The organism is Erythrobacter sp. S249 (genome assembly GCF_057364975.1).
The window spans coordinates 534,583-551,584 of sequence record NZ_CP200287.1; the positions used below are offsets into that span (position 1 = coordinate 534,583).

Below are 17,002 nucleotides of genomic sequence, written 5' to 3' on the forward strand. Positions count from 1 at the left end.
ATGGACTGGACCCTCGCTATTATCGCGGCCCTTTGGGCGATCATTCTCGGCGGAGCAGGCGGCCTTCTGACCGAAATTGGCGAGTGGTATCGCGATCTGAACAAGCCAAGCTGGCAGCCGCCGGATTGGTTGTTCGGTCCAGCATGGACGATCATCCTCGGCCTGTCGGCCTGGAGCCTGTATCTCGCATGGACAAACGCGCCCTCGCCCGCTGATCAGCGGATAATCGCCGGACTGTTCGGCATGAACTTCGCGCTGCACCTTGCTTGGTCGCCGCTGTTTTTCAAAGCGAAACGGCCAGATTGGGCGCTGTTTGAAAACGTCTTTCTGTGGCTTTCGGTGCTTTCGCTCGTGCTGGTCTTGCCGAATTACTCCACGCTCGCAGGCTGGCTGAATGCGCCATATCTTGCGTGGGTGACTTTCGCGGCATTCCTCAATTGGAAGATCGTGCAGCTCAACCGCCCCTTCGGCAGCGGCGCCGCGCAGGACACCTAGCGCTCGACCACCAATTGCCGGCAGGCTTCGCTGTGAAACTCCGGCTTGCCCGGCGGGAATGCCAGCGCCCAATATTGGATTGCTCCGTCACCATGCTCAACGATGGCGTTGAGCGCGACTTGCGCAGGACCAGGCAAGTCGGCGGCAATGCTCGCCTTTAGCACCAGCTCATTGTCACTATATGAGCATGATACGGCAATCGCATCGACCGGGGCATCGCGAGCGCCCTCGCGAAAGTCGTCAAAATCATAGGCCGCCCAGCGCGAAGAGGGCGAGAGATTGAACTCGCGGTAGTATGTGCCGCCAATCGGCTGCCAAAAAATCTCAAAGCAGGTCGTCTTCCACAGGAAGTCTTTGCGCTCTGGCCCGGCGTGCTGAGGCACTTTGATCCCGCCAATCGCCCCGTCGAAGCGAAATTCCGCATCACAGCCAACCGCCGTGGGCGTAATCTGCGCCGTAACCGCGTTGATGGGCCCGAGATCGCATGTCCGATGAAGCATAAGTGGTTGCATGGGAGACCCTATCGCCGAGCAGCGCGCGCCAGACAATGGCCATTCATGACTTTCCCGCCGCTTCGCACACTGTTAAGCGCTCGCCATCATGAAAGCTTACGAATCTGATCTGCTCCAGCTGCTCGATGAACGCGGCTACATCCACCAAGTCACTGACAGCGGCGCGCTCGATCAGCTCGCGGCTAAGCAGGTTGTGCCGGGATATATCGGCTTTGATGCGACCGCGCCCAGCCTACACGTGGGCAGCCTGGTCCAGATCATGATGCTGCGCCGTCTGCAACAGACCGGCCACAAGCCGATTGTTGTGATGGGCGGCGGCACGACAAAGGTCGGCGACCCTTCCGGCAAGGATGAAAGCCGCAAACTGCTGACCGGGGATGCTATTCAGGGCAATATCGCCTCGATCCGCACGGTGTTTGAGCGTTTGCTGACATTCGGCGACGGACCAAGCGATGCGGTGATGGTCGACAATGACGAGTGGCTGTCAAAGCTCGGTTATGTCGAATTGCTGCGCGATGTCGGGCCGCACTTCACGGTCAACCGGATGCTGACCTTCGATTCGGTCCGCTTGCGCCTCGACCGGGAACAGCCGCTTACCTTCCTCGAATTCAATTACATGATCCTTCAGGCCTATGACTTCCTAGAGCTCGCGCGCCGATATGAGTGCCGCTTGCAAATGGGCGGTAGCGATCAATGGGGCAATATCGTCAACGGCATGGAATTGTCGCGCCGGATGGAGAGCCGCGAGCTCTATGGCCTGACAACGCCGCTGCTGACCACGGCGGATGGCGCGAAGATGGGCAAGACCGCATCGGGCGCCGTTTGGCTCAACGATGATCAATTGCCCGCCTATGACTTCTGGCAATATTGGCGCAATTGCGATGACCGCGACGTGGGCCGCTTCCTGAAATTGTTCACAGACCTGCCGCTGGAGGAGATCGCCAAGCTTGAGGCGCTTGAGGGCGCAGAGATCAACGATGCCAAGGTCGTGCTCGCAAACGAAGTGACCAAGCTGGTGCGCGGCGATGAGGCTGCCAAAGCCGCCGAAGCAACTGCGAAGGAAACCTTTGCTGGCGGCGGTGCGGGCGAAGATCTGCCATCATTGGCGGTGGGCGCAGATGGCATGCGGATCGGCGCGGTGCTAACCAAAATCGGCTTCACAGCCTCCAATGGCGAGGCGAAACGCAAGATCGCCGAGGGCGCGGTAAAGATCGATGACACGGCCATCACAGAGCCCGGTTTTCTCGTGGCACCGGCGGATGGCGAGACCCTGAAACTGAGCCTGGGCAAGAAGAAGCATGGGCTGATTACCCGCTAAATTCCGCCTTTGTGACAGTTCTAAACCGCGCTCTATTTCGCCAGCTTTACCAATTGTCAGCCTTTTCGATCCATTAGAGTTGTCACTCGGACAATAATGGAGGGTCGAGAACTGTGTCAGCCGGAGCGAATCTGAGCGTCACTGATATGCGTCGAGCTGCACGTCACCCGGTCGATTTCCCGGTGATTGTGGAGCACTTTGCGCACGGCGACCTCGAATTACATGTATCAAACTTGTCCGCGCACGGCTTTATGGTCGACGATGCGAGCGGCAATCTCAATCGCGGTGATCGCGTGATCATCCGCTTGCCGATTGTTGGCCGGATCGAAGCCTATTTGATCTGGATCCACGAAGAACGGGCAGGCTTTCAGTTTGAGCGGATCATTCGGATTGACGACTTTATCGAAATAATTGACGCGCTTCAGCCCAATCCGCGCCTGCGCCGCAAGCGCTAGACCCTTGTCGCCAGTCCGTTTGACCGGGCAGCGATACAACAAATAGTTCTCGCACCTTGGCAGGCCATGTTGCGCCTGCCATTGCCCATGCGTGAGCGACACTGATCAAATTCCAAGCCACCCGTTCCGGGTTCCCAATTTCCGCGCCTATTGGGTCAGCCGCTTTGCGATGACGCTGGCGCAATACGCCATGCTGCTGATCATTGGCTGGCAGACTTATAATATCGCGCGCGATGCCGGGATGAGCATTGCCGAGGCTTCCGGCCAGCTTGCGCTTATCGGCCTTTTTCAGTTCCTGCCCTTGTTCGTGCTGACACCGTTTACGGGTCTCGCAGCGGACCGATTTGACAGGCGGCGCCTCGCGCAATTGACCGTATTTTTGCAATTTACCTGCGCCGCCGCCCTCGCCTGGTTCACGTGGAGCGGCGCGATCACACTCCCGGTTCTGTTCTCGATAGCCGTCCTGCTGGGCATTGCGCGGGGGTTCGCAGGACCAGCTCTATCAGCGCTGGCTCCCAATCTTGTTCCAAAGGCGCTGCTGCCCATGGCAATCGCTTTGTCATCCATCGCTTGGCAGGTCGGCATGATCCTCGGCCCAGCGATTGGTGGGGTGCTGTACCGAGCGGGGCCTGCCCTTCCCTACTTCGCGGCCTGCGCCTTGTTCGCAGTCTCGCTGATCGCACTGTCCATCATTGGGAAAGTGCCTCAACCGGCGACCCGCAAGGACCAGCGCCCAATCGGCGCGATCATCGATGGTGTGTCTTACGTTGTCCGCAACAAGATGGTCCTTGGCGCGATCACGCTTGATCTGTTTGCGGTGTTTCTTGCGGGAGCGACAGCGCTCTTCCCGGTCTACGCACGCGATATCCTGAACGCGGGAGAAGTTGGACTAGGCTTCCTCGCCGCGGCACCTGCGGTCGGCGCGGCGGTTACTGCCCTGTGGTTCTCATTTCGGCCGCTCAAGACCAATGTAGGCCCCAAAATGCTGTGGGCCGTCGCAGTGTTCGGCCTCGCGACGATTGTCTTCGGGCTATCCACGTCGATGCCGCTGAGCCTCGCGATGCTGGTAATTGTCGGCGCAGCGGACATGTTTAGCGTCTATATCCGGCAATCCTTGATCCAGCTGCACACGCCCGATGATAAACGAGGCCGGGTGTCCTCCGCGTCGCTACTTACGATCAGCGCCTCCAATGAAGGTGGGGATGCGTTCTCCGGTTTTCTCGCCAGCGCCGTTGGCCCGGTTGCCGCCGTTGTGGCCGGCGGAATTGGCGCGATTGTAACCGTTGGGCTGTGGAGCCGAATATTCCCTGTGTTGCGGATGACTAAGAGCTTCGATCCGCCGGAAGACATGCTAAACACACCATCAGAAACAATATCCCCCAAGGAAAAACATCAGGAGGCCTGAGATGAAAGCTGCAAACATTCTCGAGACGATTGGCAACACCCCGCACATTCGCCTGTCACGACTGTTCCCCAATCATGAAGTGTGGCTGAAATCAGAGCGCAGCAATCCTGGCGGCTCGATCAAGGATCGCATCGCCCTCGCTATGGTCGAAGACGCTGAGCAATCGGGCAAGCTCGCACCTGGCGGCACAATCGTTGAGCCGACCAGCGGGAACACCGGTATTGGTCTCGCCATGGTCGCGGCGGTTAAGGGCTATAAGTTGGTGCTTGTTATGCCCGAAAGCATGTCCATTGAGCGCCGCCGCCTGATGCTGGCCTATGGTGCAAGCTTTGACCTTACCCCGAAAGAAAAAGGTATGAAGGGCGCGATTGAGCGCGCAACCGAAATTGTCGAGAGCACCGAAGGCGCTTGGATGCCATCGCAGTTTGAGAACCCAGCCAATGTCGCGGTTCACGCCCGCACAACTGCGAAGGAAATCCTCGCCGATTTCGCCGACACACCGATTGACGTAATGATCACCGGCGTCGGAACGGGCGGCCATCTCACCGGATGCGCAGAGGAAATCAAAAAGAGCTGGAGTGGGTTCAAGGCGTATGGCGTGGAGCCAGAGCTGTCACCCGTCATCAATGGCGGCCAGCCCGGCCCTCACCCAATCCAGGGTATTGGCGCAGGCTTTATCCCGGGCAACCTTCACACGGACGCGATCGATGGCGCGATCCAGGTAGACGCAGAGGATGCCCGCGAAATGGCACGACGCGCAGCCGCTGAGGAAGGGATGCTGATCGGTATCTCCAGCGGCGCAACACTGGCTGCGATTGCAAAGAAACTGCCAGATCTGGATGCGGGCACACGCGTGCTCGGCTTTAACTATGATACCGGCGAGCGCTATCTTTCCGTGCCCGACTTCCTGCCGGTGGAATAACACCCGATCCAAGCCGTGAGTTTAATCTGATCTTGACCTTATCGCTTCATCAAAGGCGAGGTCTGGAGATACTGATATGAAATTCATCCTACTTGAATCGCGCGGCGGAAATTACATGGTGGTGGCAGACAACATCGCCTGGCTCCGCACCGGCGAAAATGGCCAAACCAATGTCGGAATGGTCGGGGGCAGCCCGCTGCTCGTCACCGGTTCGATTGAGGAAGTGGCCGAGAAAATTATGGCCGGAGCAAGTTCCGCCTAAGGCACGAAAAAGGCCCGAGAGTTTGCGCTCTCGGGCCTTTTCACGTGACGATGATATTTGGCGTTACGCCGCTGTGGCAAACGCGTCTGCCGACAGTTTCATCATATTTTCAGAGCCAGCCTCCAGCTTGCGGCGCAGAGCGCCCGCATCCGGCAGGAAGCGTTCGGCGTAATACGCCGCTGAGGTCAGCTTAGCTTCGTAGAACGCGCGGTCTTCTGTGTCCGTTGCCAGCTGCTGAAGCGCGGTCTTACCCATTTTCAGCCACATAAAGCCGAGCGACACGATGCCCATGATGTGCATATAGTGGTGCGCGCCAGCACCGAGGTGGTTCGGGTTCGCCATCGCGTTTTGCATAAACCACATGGTCGCGGCTTTCTGCTCACCCAGCGCCTTTTCAAGCTTGGTCGCAACGTCAGCCAGTTCGGGCGAGTCCTTCGCAGAGGCAATCTCTTCGTCGATCATCGCGAAGAAGGCCTGAACCGCGCGGCCACCCTTTGATGCGAGCTTACGGCCACAAAGATCCATCGCTTGCACGCCGTTGGTGCCTTCGTAGATCATCGCGATCCGGCTATCGCGGACAAATTGCTCCATGCCCCACTCAGTCACATAACCGTGGCCGCCGTAAACCTGCTGCATGTTGTTGGCGATGTCATAGCCCTTGTCAGTGCCGTAGCCTTTGATGACCGGGGTCATCAGACCGATCAGATCATCCGCGAGCTGGCGCTCTTCTTCGGTTTGCGCTTTGTGCGTGAGGTCCACCTGCAATGCGCCCCAAAGGCACAGTGCACGCATGCTCTCGTTGAACACTTTCGCGTCCATCAACATCCGGCGAACGTCCGGGTGGACAAAGATCGGATCAGCCTGAGCTTCGGTGTCTGCTGGACCGGTCAGAGCGCGGCCCTGACGGCGATCAAGCGCATAGGTGACAGCGTTTTGGTAGGCGACTTCTGCTTGCGCGAGGCCTTGCATACCAACGCCGAGGCGCGCTGCGTTCATCATCACGAACATTGCGGCGAGACCTCGGTTTTCTTCGCCCAGCATCCAACCGGTGGCGCCGTCATAGTTGAGAACGCAGGTCGCGTTGCCGTGAATGCCCATCTTCTTTTCGATGGAGCCACACGATACGCCATTGCGCTCACCCGGTTCGCCGTTCTCATCAACAATGAATTTCGGAACCACAAACAGCGAAATTCCCTTGGAGCTATCCGGGGCGCCCGGTGTCTTCGCCAGAACCAAGTGAATGATGTTGCTGGTGAGGTCGTGCTCGCCAGCGGAGATGAAAATCTTGGTGCCAGTGATCGCGTAGGAACCATCGCCCTTCGGTTCAGCCTTGGTGCGGATCATGCCAAGATCAGTGCCGCAATGCGGCTCTGTCAGGTTCATGGTGCCCGACCATTCGCCAGAGATCATCTTAGGCGCGTACATTTCCTTTTGCTCTTGCGTGCCCGCAGCCAGCAAGGCCGCTGTCGCGCCGCCAGTCAGGCCGGGATACATCGCAAACGCCTGGTTCGCGGTGCCGATATATTCTTCAAACGCAAAGCCAAGAACATGCGGCAGATCCTGACCGCCAAATTCCTCTGGCCCGGTCAGCGTCGTCCAACCGCTCTCGACCAATGCCTCATAGGCTTCTTTGAAGCCATCCGGCGTGGTCACAGAACCATCTTCATGACGGGTGCAGCCTTGCTCGTCGCCAATCTGGTTGAGCGGGGCGAGAACTTCTGAGCAAAACTTGCCGGCTTCATTCACAACCGTATCGATCATGTCAGGCGTCGCATTCTCAAAGCCCGGCAGATTGCCGTAGCTCGCCAGATCGAGCATTTCGCTGATGATGAAACGGGTTTCGCGGGTTGGAGCGGTGTATGTTGGCATCACTAGATCCCTTAGTGGAGTGTTGAGTGTTCAGGGGGGTTAGGCGGTCAAAGATCGAGCTTTTCGATCTCGGCCACAAAATCGGTAAGTTCCTTGATCGAGGAGTTGATATCGGCCCTCTGGCTTTTCAGCTTGGCGATGTGCGTGCGGCACTTCTCGATCGTGACACGGCGTTGTTCCACGCGGCCATCGTCGAGATCGTAGAGGTCGATCATCTCGCGGATCTCGGTCAGACTAAAGCCGACGTTCTTTGCCCGCATAATCCAGGCGAGCCTCGCACGGTCACGCTTTGAATAGACCCGGGTCAGCCCGACGCGAGCCGGAGAGATAAGCCCCTCGTCCTCATAAAAGCGCAGCGCGCGTGCGGTGCACTCAAATTCGCTGGTCAGGTCAGAGATGGAAAACTGTTCACGCTCGTGCTTATCCGGGCGATCAAGATGCGCGCCATTGCGGCGCCGGCCTGTTTCACCGGAAACGTCGGCTTTGCGAGAAGATGATTGTGCGTGTGCTGTAGCCATGCACAATCATCTACCTTACCTTTACGTGAGCGTCAAGTATTGACCTTAACGAGAGGCCTCGACCAATTGGCCACCTTCTATCCGGCGATAGAAACAGCTGCGCGCGCCAGTGTGGCACGTCGGCCCAGATGGTTGAACCTTCAGCACAATCGCATCTTGATCACAGTCCACCAACATCTCTTGAACCTCGAGAACATTACCCGAAGTCTCGCCCTTCATCCAAAGACTCTGACGCGAGCGCGACCAAAAATGCGCGCGCCTCGTTTCGATAGTCTTTTGCAAAGCCTCAGCGTTCATGAATGCGACCATCAGGACTTCACCAGTCCCCGAATCGGTAACCACTGCGCTCAATAAACCGCGATCATCAAACTTAGGCAGCAGCTCGCCACCTTGCTCTCGGTTCCGCTTTTCCGCAGCGTCACCGCCGCCCAAATCGTTGCTCAATTGTGAATCCTTCGGTGAATGGGGCTGCTAATGCGATGGCTTGTTGCACGATAACCACAGAGCCTACGCAAAATCCACCAGCCATCGGTTTCGACCTTTGCGAATTAAGACTCCAATGAGACAAAGCGTCTCAGCAGGCCTTAGCGGGTCTGTCCACCGGATACCGGCGTCTTAAGAATGCCAGGTTCAGGGGGTGGCTGTTTCTTCGCCGGCCGCGGGGTGTTGGCAAGAGACAGTTCGAACGATGAGGGATTGGATCCTGGTAGCCAAGTTAGGGGGTGGCTGCCTGAGCTCTTTAAGAGCGGGTCCGCATTTTTTCGTCACGTGGCGCCCGGGGTCGTAATGGCCTCGGGCGTTGTGTTTTCGGGCTTCTTTTTCTTAAGCTTCAGCCGCACTCAGGCGGTGGAGCGATGCGTCAAACTCGCTGTCTACGACGCGCGCGAAGCATGCGATCGTGACGGAGCGAGCGCCCGCTCTCAGCAGTACGCTGACGCAGGCATCGCTGGTCGCTCCGCTGGTGAGAACATCATCGACAAGAATCACATCGCGGCCCTTAATCGCCGCCTTGCGCGATTCTCGAATCGCAATCGCGCCAGACAAGGTCTTGCGCCGCTCCTTCGCGCCGAGCCCGCCTAAGCTTGGCGTGCGTTTTCGCCGAACCAAGCCATCGACCAGCACTTCGCCCTTACCCCGCTTCGCAAGTTCGGTAGCCAGCAAGCCGGATTGATTAAAGCCGCGCTGCCACAGCCGCCAGCGATGCAATGGAACGGGGATCAGCAGTGGCGGCGCATCGCCCTCCCCCGGATCGGGAAGCCGCGCGGCCAGCAATCGGCCGAGCAAACCCGCGAGCGAGATCTTGCCGCCATGCTTGAAGGTCAGGATCAACTTACGCGAGGCATCGTTATAGACCGTGGCCGCCACAATGCCGGAATGCTTGGGCGGGTCAGCCATGCACGGCGCGCAAAGCGCCTCTTCTTCCATCTGATCGGAGCCAAATGGCCTGCCGCAGGTTTTGCACGATGGCTCCCCCGGAATGACCAGATCGCCCCAGCATGCGCTGCATACGCCGCCCTGATCGGCAGTCGCATCTCCGCATAGCGGGCAGCGCGGCGGATAGACCAAGTCCACCACAGGCTTCAGCCCTTCGGCGATATGCGCACCCAAACCCATCTACAAACCCTCGCATGGCTTGCACTGCGGTGGCAAGCACGGCAGGGCAGCGCCGATTATGCAGACACGCCAAGTTCCAACGATCTTTTCCAAAGCACGGCGCGAGGCGAGAGCTGCGCGCGCTTCCCGATTGGCGCAGGCCGATGGGGTGGCCCGCTGGCTGGCGGAGGAGCTGGAGCAGGATTGCATCGAGCGCATTGGTTTTATGCGGCTTGAGCCATCGCGCGCGTTGGTTATCGGCGAGTTCACGGGCGCGCTTACCGCCGATTTGCGCCGCTTGGGTGCTGATCTCACTGCCCTGCCCGGACATGATGAGGAGCAACCAAGCGGCCTATCAGAGCTTGATCTGATCATCAGTCTAAACCGGCTCGACACGGTCAATGATCTGCCCGGCGCGCTGCTGCATTATCGCAATGCCTTAGCCGAGGGCGGCATCTTGTTTGCGCAGATGATCGGTGCAGGCAGCCTTCCCGCGCTGCGCCAGATTATGATGACCGCAGACGCAGACCGTCCGGCTGCACGCATTCACCCCCAGATTGACAGCCGCGCGGCGACCGGCTTGCTCGAACGTGCGGGTTTCAAGCGTCAGGTGGTCGATAGCCATACGGTAGAGGTCAGCTATCGCAGTCTGGAGCGCTTGATCGCTGACCTGCGCGAACAGGCCCTCACCAATGTGCTAGCCGATGCACCGCCGCCATTGACGCGCAGCGCGCTCGCCCGCGCGCATGACGCATTCGAAGCGATGAAAGACAGCGAAGGCCGCGTCACCGAGACCTTCGAACTGCTAACCCTTACCGGCTGGCTTTAGTCCCGCAGCGCCGATTGCGCCGCCGCCAACCGCGCGATTGGCACACGGTATGGCGATGCGGAAACGTAATCGAGCCCGACCTCTTCGCAGAACGCGATACTGGCGGGATCGCCGCCATGTTCGCCGCAAATCCCGAGCTTGATGTCGGCGCGTGTTGCCCTGCCCCGATCTGCGGCTAGTTCAACCAGCTGGCCAACGCCGTCCACATCGAGGCTGACGAAGGGGTCGCGAGCAAAGATGCCTTTATCGACATAAGGCGCCAAGAAACGCGCCGAATCGTCACGCGATACGCCCAAGGTTGTTTGGGTCAGATCGTTCGTGCCGAAGCTGAAGAATGCGCCCTCATGCGCGATTTCACCCGCCATCAAAGCAGCACGCGGTAACTCGATCATCGTGCCGACCAGATACTCAACGCGCGCGCCCTTTTCGGCGAAGACTTCCTCGGCGGTCCGATCAATCAGCTCGCGCAAAATCGCCAGCTCCTTGCGGGTCGCCACCAATGGCACCATGATTTCGGGCAGCGGCGCTTCGCCGCTGGAGGCCTGAACGTCGCAAACCGCCTCGAAGATCGCGCGCGCCTGCATCTCATAGATCTCAGGATAGGTAATCCCTAGGCGGCAACCACGGTGGCCGAGCATCGGGTTGAACTCGTGCAGTTCGCCCGCCCGGCGTTTGAGGTGATCGACGCCCAATCCCGTCGCATCCGCCAGATCGGCAAACTCCGCATCGCCATGCGGCAGGAATTCGTGCAGCGGCGGATCAAGCAGACGGATCGTGCATGGCAGCCCCGTCATCACCTCGAAAATCGCGGTAAAGTCTGCGCGCTGCTCTGGCAGCAGCTTCTCCAGCGCCCCGCGCCGTCCAGCCTCATCCTCGGCCAGGATCATCTGGCGAACCGCGCTGATGCGGCCCGCGTCGAAGAACATATGCTCCGTGCGGCACAGGCCAATCCCCTCTGCGCCAAATTGCCGTGCCATTTTGCAGTCCGTCGGCGTTTCCGCATTCGTGCGCACGCGCATCCGGCGGTGGCTGTCCGCCCATTCCATCAGAGTGCCAAAATCACCGACCAGCTCTGGCTCAATCGTCGGCACAATGCCCAGCATCACCTGACCATTGGCGCCGTCGAGAGTGATCTCATCGCCCTCTTTCAGCTCCTGATTGCCGATCCGCAAACTGCGCGAGGCAAGGTCAATCGAAACGCCGTTTGCGCCCGATACGCACGGTCGCCCCATGCCGCGCGCCACCACCGCCGCGTGGCTCGTCATCCCGCCGCGAGCGGTCAGAATGCCCTGCGCCGCGTGCATGCCGTGAATGTCCTCTGGGCTGGTTTCGACCCGCACCAGAATGACTTTATCGCCCCGGCCAGACCATTGTTCTGCCGTGTCGGCATCGAGCACAATCTTGCCCGCCGCCGCGCCGGGGGAGGCTGGCAAACCAGTGGTCATCACATTGCGCGGCGCATCGGGATCCAGCGTCGGGTGCAGCAGCTGGTCAAGCGCCATCGGGTCAACCCGCAGGATCGCGGTCTTCTGATCAATCAGGCCCTCACCCACCATCTCAACTGCCATTTTGAGCGCCGCCTTGGCGGTCCGCTTGCCGCTGCGCGTCTGCAGCATCCATAGCTTGCCGCGCTCCACGGTAAACTCGATGTCCTGCATGTCGCGGTAATGGCCTTCGAGTAGGTCAAACACGCGCGCCAGCTCGCCATAGGCGTCCGGCATGGCCTCTTCCATCGACAGCGGCTTTGCCCCCGCGGCATCGCGGGCTGCCTTGGTCAGGTATTGCGGCGTGCGAATGCCCGCGACCACGTCCTCACCCTGAGCATTGATCAGATATTCGCCGTAATACGCCCGCTCGCCTGTTGCCGGGTCGCGCGTGAACGCCACACCGGTCGCGCTGGTTTCGCCCATATTGCCGAACACCATCGCCTGCACATTGACGGCGGTGCCCCAATCGCTGGGGATGTCATTGAGACGGCGGTATACCTTCGCCCGGTCAGCATCCCAGCTATCGAAAACAGCGGCGATTGCGCCCCACAATTGCTCTGCGACATCTTGCGGAAATGGCTTGCCGTGCTCGCTTTCAACGATGCCCTTATATTCGCTCACCAAAGCGCGCCAATCATCCGCGCTCAGTTCAGTGTCGGCGTAGAAGCCATTGTCTTCTTTGCAGATTTCCAGCGCTTCTTCGAACAGGCCGTGATCCACGCCCAGCACCACGTCGGAATACATTTGCACAAAGCGGCGATAGCTGTCCCAGGCAAACCGCTCATCGCCAGACGTCTTCGCCAACCCCTCAACCGTTTCGTCATTGAGGCCAAGATTGAGCACCGTGTCCATCATGCCCGGCATGCTCACCCGCGCGCCGGATCGCACCGATACGAGCAAGGGATCGCTTGCATCGCCAAAGCTCTTGCCCACCGCGCTTTCAATATGCGCCAGCGCGTTTGCTACATTCGCGCGCAGATCATCGGAGAAATCCGCGCCTTCCTGCAAATAGCGAACGCATTCCTCGGTCGTGATGGTGAACCCGGGAGGAACCGGCAGGCCAATCGCCGCCATCTCCGCCAGGTTTGCGCCCTTGCCGCCGGTGACGGTCTTGTCTTTTTGGCGGGCATCATCGTGAGCGGCGTTTCCGCCAAATGGATAAACCGTGTTCACGTTACTTGTACCTTTTTGGTAGCGAAATTGGACACTTGCGGGTTCGTCCTGGGGAGAGACATTATCCTTCGACCCGGCTGAAATCGGCGACCTTGTGCACCGCATCGCGGAACCGAGCGAGCAAATCGAGCCGAGCGCTGCGAATATCCGCATCTTGAGCATTGACGATCACGTCTTCGAAAAATTGGTCGATTGGCGAACGCAAAGTGGCGAGAGCGGACATGGCCGCTGCAAAGTCTTCGCTTTCGATGGCGCTGGCCGCTTTGGGCGCGGCGAGGTCGAGTGCGTCGATCAGAGCTTTTTCGGCGGGTTCGGGCGACGGGTTGGAGGCTCCGCTGTCCCACTTCTCTTTCTTCAGGATATTGGCCGCGCGTTTGTAGCCAGCGAGCAGGTTGGTGCCGTCTTCTTTCTCGACGAAGGCTTGGAGGGCTTTGACGCGAGCGAGCAGGCGGACGAGATCGTCTTCGCCGCCAAGCGCAAACACTGCGTCGATCAGGTCGTGCCGGACGCCTGCTTCGCGCTGTTGGACTTTGAGGCGGTCTGCGAGGAAGCTCAGTATCTCGGTACCTTTATTTCCGTTGGTTCCAATTTGCAGAGCGAGGGAAATGCGACGCCTACCCTCTGAAGACATTTGCAACCTGGCGAGTAAACGCTCGTAAGAAGGATCAAGCCCACCTTCAGGAGCAACAAAATCAACGAGAATTTGAAGAGGCGTGAGACCTTCAGTTACGCGAGCCTCATAAAAATCTGAGAAATTTTTCCCCTCAACAGATGTATTGTGAATTTCCTCTGCTTCAGCTGCCTTTTGTAACTGGGTATCAATCGCCAAGTTTACGAACCATTCCTCGAAAGGCAGAACATTGAGCCTAACGTCTTGCGTCTGGCCAATTGAATTTACCGCAATCGCAGCTCGTCTGAGCCCGAAAGGATCTTTTGAACCGGTTGGTGGGCCAACGACTGAGAAAATTGTAAGAAGAGTATCCAGCTTGTCCGCCAAACTCACCGCTACCGTCACCGGTGCAGTCGGCACCTCATCGCCCTGCCCCACCGGCTTATAGTGATCGCGGATCGCGTCTGACACTTCAACTGGCAGGCCTTCTTTCGCGGCGTAATAACCGCCCATCAGGCCCTGCAATTCGGGAAACTCTCCGACCATCTCGGTGACCAGATCAGCTTTGCACAGCTTTGCGGCTTGCTCGGCGAGGTCGGCTAGTTCCTCGCGAGTCCCCGCGAAGGCGGGGACCTCATTCCCATTGGCGCTTTGTTGCGGGAGGTCCCCGCCTTCGCGGGGACTCGCGGATGGATTGACAATCCCCTCTTCGCACAGCCAGCGCGCCAGCTTCGCCACCCGGTCCACCTTATCAGCGACCGTCCCCAGCTTCTCATGGAACGTAATCCGCTCCAGCCCCTTGGCATGCTCGGCCAGCGTTTTCTTCTGATCCAATTCCCAGAAGAAGCGCGCATCGGCCAGCCGCGCGGCGAGAACCTTGCGATTGCCATCGACCACGACGGCGGGATCTTCCGCCTCTATATTGGCCGTGCAGATGAAGGCGTTGGCGAGTTTGCCGTCTGCATCCTCACACACGAAATATTTCTGGTTCACCCGCGCGGTCAGCTGGATCGTTTCTGGCGGCACGTCGAGGAAATCGTCCTCAAACCGCCCGAGCAGCGGCACTGGCCATTCGGTGAGACCCGCGTTTTCAACGACCAGCCCTTCGTCTTCAACGAGTTTTAGACCAGCCGCCTCAGCCGCCGCCTTCGCGCCCTCGCGCACGATCGCTTCACGCTCAACATGATCGACAACCACGCTCGCCTCACGAAGATCGCCAGCATAGTGGTCTGCGTTCGCAATCTCGATATTGCCGTTGGAATGGAACCGGTGCCCCTTGGTCTCGCGGCCACTGACAATCCCGTCCACTTCGCACGGCACCACTTCGCCATCGAGCAGCGCGATAATGCCCGACAAGGGCCGCACCCATTTGAGGCTCTCGGTTGAGATCGACGCCGCGCCCCAACGCTGAGATTTGGGCCAGGAGAAATCGCGAATGATCGCGGGGATCGCCGCGGACAGCAGATCAGCGACCGCCTGTCCCGGCTTTTCGATCACGGCAAAATAGGTGCCCCGCCCCTTTACTTCGCGCACTTCCAATTCGTCGCGCGTCACGCCGTTCTTGCGGCAGAACCCATCGACCGCCTGATCCGGCGCGCCTTCGGGCGGCCCTTTGGCCTCTTCGCGCACCGCCTCGGTCGCTGTTGGCAGCCCGTGCGCGATCAACGCCAGCCTGCGCGGGGTCGACCAGATGGTGAGTTCACCAACGGAAACGCCAGCGGCCTCCATCTCGCGGCGGAACAGCTTTTCCAGTTCGGCGCGCGCGCCCTTTTGCATCCGCGCCGGGATCTCTTCGCTGCGCAGTTCTAGGAGGAAATCGTTCATTTCGACCACTCCGGATATTTCTCAGCCCAGCCGGCGGCTTCCTTCTCCATATGCGCCTCGCATGATCCGCGTGCGAGGTCGCGGACGCGGGCCATATAGCTTGCGCGTTCCTGCACGCTGATCACGCCGCGTGCTTGGAGCAGATTGAAGATATGGCTTGCCTCAACCGCCTGCTCATAGGCAGCGATCGGCACTTGGGCCGCCAGAGCATTTTGGCATTCCGCCTCAGCCTTGTTGAACAGATCAAACAACGCGTCCGTATCAGCGACCTCAAAATTCCATTTCGACATCTGCTTCTCATTCTCGAGAAACACGTCGCCGTAGCTTACGCCATTCTGGTTGAACGCCAGATCGTAAACGCTGTCGACGCCTTGGATATACATGGCGAGGCGTTCGAGGCCGTAAGTCAGCTCTCCAGCGACGGGTTTGCAGTCAAATCCGCCCATCTGCTGAAAATAGGTAAACTGGGTGACTTCCATCCCATCGCACCAGACCTCCCAACCGAGGCCCCATGCGCCGAGCGTCGGCAATTCCCAGTCATCCTCGACAAAGCGGATATCGTGCTTAAGCGGATCAATTCCAATCTGGCGCAGGCTCTCCAGATAGAGCTCTTGAATGTCGCTCGGACTCGGCTTCAGGATCACTTGATACTGATAATAATGCTGAAGGCGATTGGGATTCTCGCCATAGCGGCCATCGGTCGGACGGCGGCAGGGCTGAACAAACGCCGCATTCCACGGCTCTGGGCCAAGCGCGCGCAAAGTTGTCGCGGTGTGAAACGTGCCCGCGCCCATCCGCATATCGTACGGCTGCAGGATAACGCAGTCATTGGCGCTCCAGAAATCATGCAGCGTCAGAATCATGTCCTGAAATGAACGCTTGGGGTCGCGCTGAGGAAGCTGGGTAGTCATGGCGGCAGGCTTTGGCGGATGCCCTAACCAGCGTCAATGCCGCGGCGCAGCATTGGCACAGAATGGCGCAGATGAAGCGCGGTCATGGTCAGCTATGTGTGACTTTAAGTCAGGTAGTCTTGACATAGTCAGCGAATCACGACATATAGTCATGCATACCTGACATATAGGAATGATGACATGACAGACAAAGAGATCGACTTCGAACAACTCATCAAGCGCATTTTTCAGCCCGAAACGAAAGCTGACCGCGAATTGATGTGGGCCGCCATTCTCTTCTTCGCGTTCGGCGTAATCGTGTTTTGAGCAACTAACAGCTAGCACAATCAATTCTAAACGGGAGCAAATCAGCCATGTCTGACAAACCCAATATCCAACTGGACCAAGGGATGGTCGATCAATCATTCTCGCGGATCTGGATCGGCCTTGCCCTAAGCACACTTGCGCTCGCGCTATACATCGCTGCCGCGGGCTCAGTTCTGAAATTTCCAGCCTTTGCCTTGATCGGCGCGTTTCTGCTTGCGGTGATGCCTTTCACCTCTCGGGATGATTACATCCGCGCAATCCACGGTAAGGCTACCAATGCCGCTCTCGGCCTACTCGCATTCTACCTCATTATCACAGGCATCATGCCGGTTATCGATCCGGTCTACACCGTAACCTTCGAACAAGGCACAAGCCGCCCCGATCGCATATTCTCCGGCTGGGCCGCCTATTGGTTTGATGGTCTGATTCTCGCGATTGTTGTGTCCTGGACATACTTCGCCGCATTCCTGTTCAATCATTACCGGCAGGGATCGTGACAATGCCTTACTCAAT

Annotated in this window: 17 protein-coding genes; 9 read left to right on the forward strand and 8 right to left on the reverse strand. The window is 58.7% G+C overall.

The features are described from left to right. Window positions 1-495, forward strand: coding sequence for a TspO/MBR family protein (locus AC0V6V_RS02575; RefSeq protein WP_486163908.1), 495 nt, complete (start codon window positions 1-3; stop codon window positions 493-495). On the opposite strand, the gene AC0V6V_RS02580 is transcribed toward AC0V6V_RS02575, so the two are convergent. Beyond that, on the reverse strand, window positions 492-1,007 hold the full coding sequence (locus AC0V6V_RS02580) for a DOMON domain-containing protein (RefSeq protein ID WP_486163909.1): 516 nt from the start codon (window positions 1,005-1,007) through the stop codon (window positions 492-494). The genes AC0V6V_RS02575 and AC0V6V_RS02580 overlap by 4 nt on opposite strands. Before the next feature lie 88 nt (window positions 1,008-1,095). Between AC0V6V_RS02580 and tyrS the strand changes: the two genes are divergently transcribed. The 5 genes from tyrS to AC0V6V_RS02605 all read left to right on the forward strand — a co-directional run bounded on the left by tyrS (window position 1,096) and on the right by AC0V6V_RS02605 (window position 5,369). Continuing rightward, the gene (tyrS, locus tag AC0V6V_RS02585; RefSeq protein ID WP_486163910.1) at window positions 1,096-2,325 is read left to right on the forward strand and encodes a tyrosine--tRNA ligase; all 1,230 of its coding nucleotides are present in this window, start codon (window positions 1,096-1,098) and stop codon (window positions 2,323-2,325) included. 113 nt (window positions 2,326-2,438) lie between these two features. Beyond that, entirely contained in the window at window positions 2,439-2,780 is a 342-nt protein-coding gene (locus AC0V6V_RS02590) for a PilZ domain-containing protein (protein WP_486139002.1), read from the forward strand. A 91-nt stretch (window positions 2,781-2,871) separates the two neighbouring features. After that, window positions 2,872-4,185 carry an MFS transporter gene (locus AC0V6V_RS02595; protein ID WP_486163911.1) on the forward strand — a complete coding sequence of 438 codons (1,314 nt, stop codon included), beginning with the start codon at window positions 2,872-2,874 and terminating at the stop codon, window positions 4,183-4,185. Window position 4,186: 1 nt separating this feature from the next. Next, complete coding sequence (gene cysK / locus AC0V6V_RS02600) at window positions 4,187-5,107, forward strand: cysteine synthase A (RefSeq protein ID WP_486163912.1); 921 nt, start codon at window positions 4,187-4,189, stop codon at window positions 5,105-5,107. Between the two features lie 76 nt (window positions 5,108-5,183). Then, entirely contained in the window at window positions 5,184-5,369 is a 186-nt protein-coding gene (locus AC0V6V_RS02605; RefSeq protein ID WP_486163913.1) for a hypothetical protein, read from the forward strand. Window positions 5,370-5,432: 63 nt separating this feature from the next. Here the strand turns inward: AC0V6V_RS02605 and AC0V6V_RS02610 are convergent, their stop codons facing one another. From AC0V6V_RS02610 to AC0V6V_RS02625, 4 genes are all read right to left on the reverse strand, one after another. Beyond that, the gene (locus AC0V6V_RS02610) at window positions 5,433-7,238 is read right to left on the reverse strand and encodes an acyl-CoA dehydrogenase C-terminal domain-containing protein (protein ID WP_486163914.1); all 1,806 of its coding nucleotides are present in this window, start codon (window positions 7,236-7,238) and stop codon (window positions 5,433-5,435) included. Window positions 7,239-7,285: 47 nt separating this feature from the next. Then, window positions 7,286-7,756: a MerR family transcriptional regulator gene (locus AC0V6V_RS02615; RefSeq protein ID WP_486166185.1), complete on the reverse strand. Its 471-nt coding sequence runs from the start codon at window positions 7,754-7,756 to the stop codon at window positions 7,286-7,288. 45 nt (window positions 7,757-7,801) lie between these two features. Further along, window positions 7,802-8,200 (reverse strand): phosphoribosyl-AMP cyclohydrolase, encoded by a 399-nt coding sequence (hisI, locus tag AC0V6V_RS02620; RefSeq protein WP_486163915.1) that lies wholly within the window; start codon window positions 8,198-8,200, stop codon window positions 7,802-7,804. A 378-nt stretch (window positions 8,201-8,578) separates the two neighbouring features. After that, the gene (locus AC0V6V_RS02625; RefSeq protein WP_486163916.1) at window positions 8,579-9,370 is read right to left on the reverse strand and encodes a double zinc ribbon domain-containing protein; all 792 of its coding nucleotides are present in this window, start codon (window positions 9,368-9,370) and stop codon (window positions 8,579-8,581) included. A gap of 58 nt (window positions 9,371-9,428) precedes the next feature. Here AC0V6V_RS02625 and AC0V6V_RS02630 point away from each other — a divergent pair, with 58 nt between their 5' ends. Then, the gene (locus AC0V6V_RS02630; protein ID WP_486163917.1) at window positions 9,429-10,178 is read left to right on the forward strand and encodes a class I SAM-dependent methyltransferase; all 750 of its coding nucleotides are present in this window, start codon (window positions 9,429-9,431) and stop codon (window positions 10,176-10,178) included. On the opposite strand, the gene ppdK is transcribed toward AC0V6V_RS02630, so the two are convergent. From ppdK to AC0V6V_RS02645, 3 genes are all read right to left on the reverse strand, one after another. After that, window positions 10,175-12,838, reverse strand: a complete 2,664-nt coding sequence (gene ppdK / locus AC0V6V_RS02635) for a pyruvate, phosphate dikinase (protein WP_486163918.1) — start codon at window positions 12,836-12,838, stop codon at window positions 10,175-10,177. The two genes, AC0V6V_RS02630 and ppdK, sit on opposite strands and share 4 nt — an antisense overlap. A gap of 61 nt (window positions 12,839-12,899) precedes the next feature. Continuing rightward, on the reverse strand, window positions 12,900-15,272 hold the full coding sequence (glyS, locus tag AC0V6V_RS02640; protein ID WP_486163919.1) for a glycine--tRNA ligase subunit beta: 2,373 nt from the start codon (window positions 15,270-15,272) through the stop codon (window positions 12,900-12,902). Continuing rightward, complete coding sequence (locus AC0V6V_RS02645) at window positions 15,269-16,183, reverse strand: glycine--tRNA ligase subunit alpha (protein ID WP_486166186.1); 915 nt, start codon at window positions 16,181-16,183, stop codon at window positions 15,269-15,271. Before AC0V6V_RS02645 ends, glyS begins: the two co-directional genes overlap by 4 nt. 180 nt (window positions 16,184-16,363) lie before the next feature. Between AC0V6V_RS02645 and AC0V6V_RS02650 the strand changes: the two genes are divergently transcribed. Continuing rightward, complete coding sequence (locus AC0V6V_RS02650; RefSeq protein WP_486163921.1) at window positions 16,364-16,489, forward strand: hypothetical protein; 126 nt, start codon at window positions 16,364-16,366, stop codon at window positions 16,487-16,489. A gap of 47 nt (window positions 16,490-16,536) precedes the next feature. After that, window positions 16,537-16,986, forward strand: coding sequence for a hypothetical protein (locus AC0V6V_RS02655; protein WP_486163922.1), 450 nt, complete (start codon window positions 16,537-16,539; stop codon window positions 16,984-16,986). Window positions 16,987-17,002 lie beyond the last annotated feature (16 nt).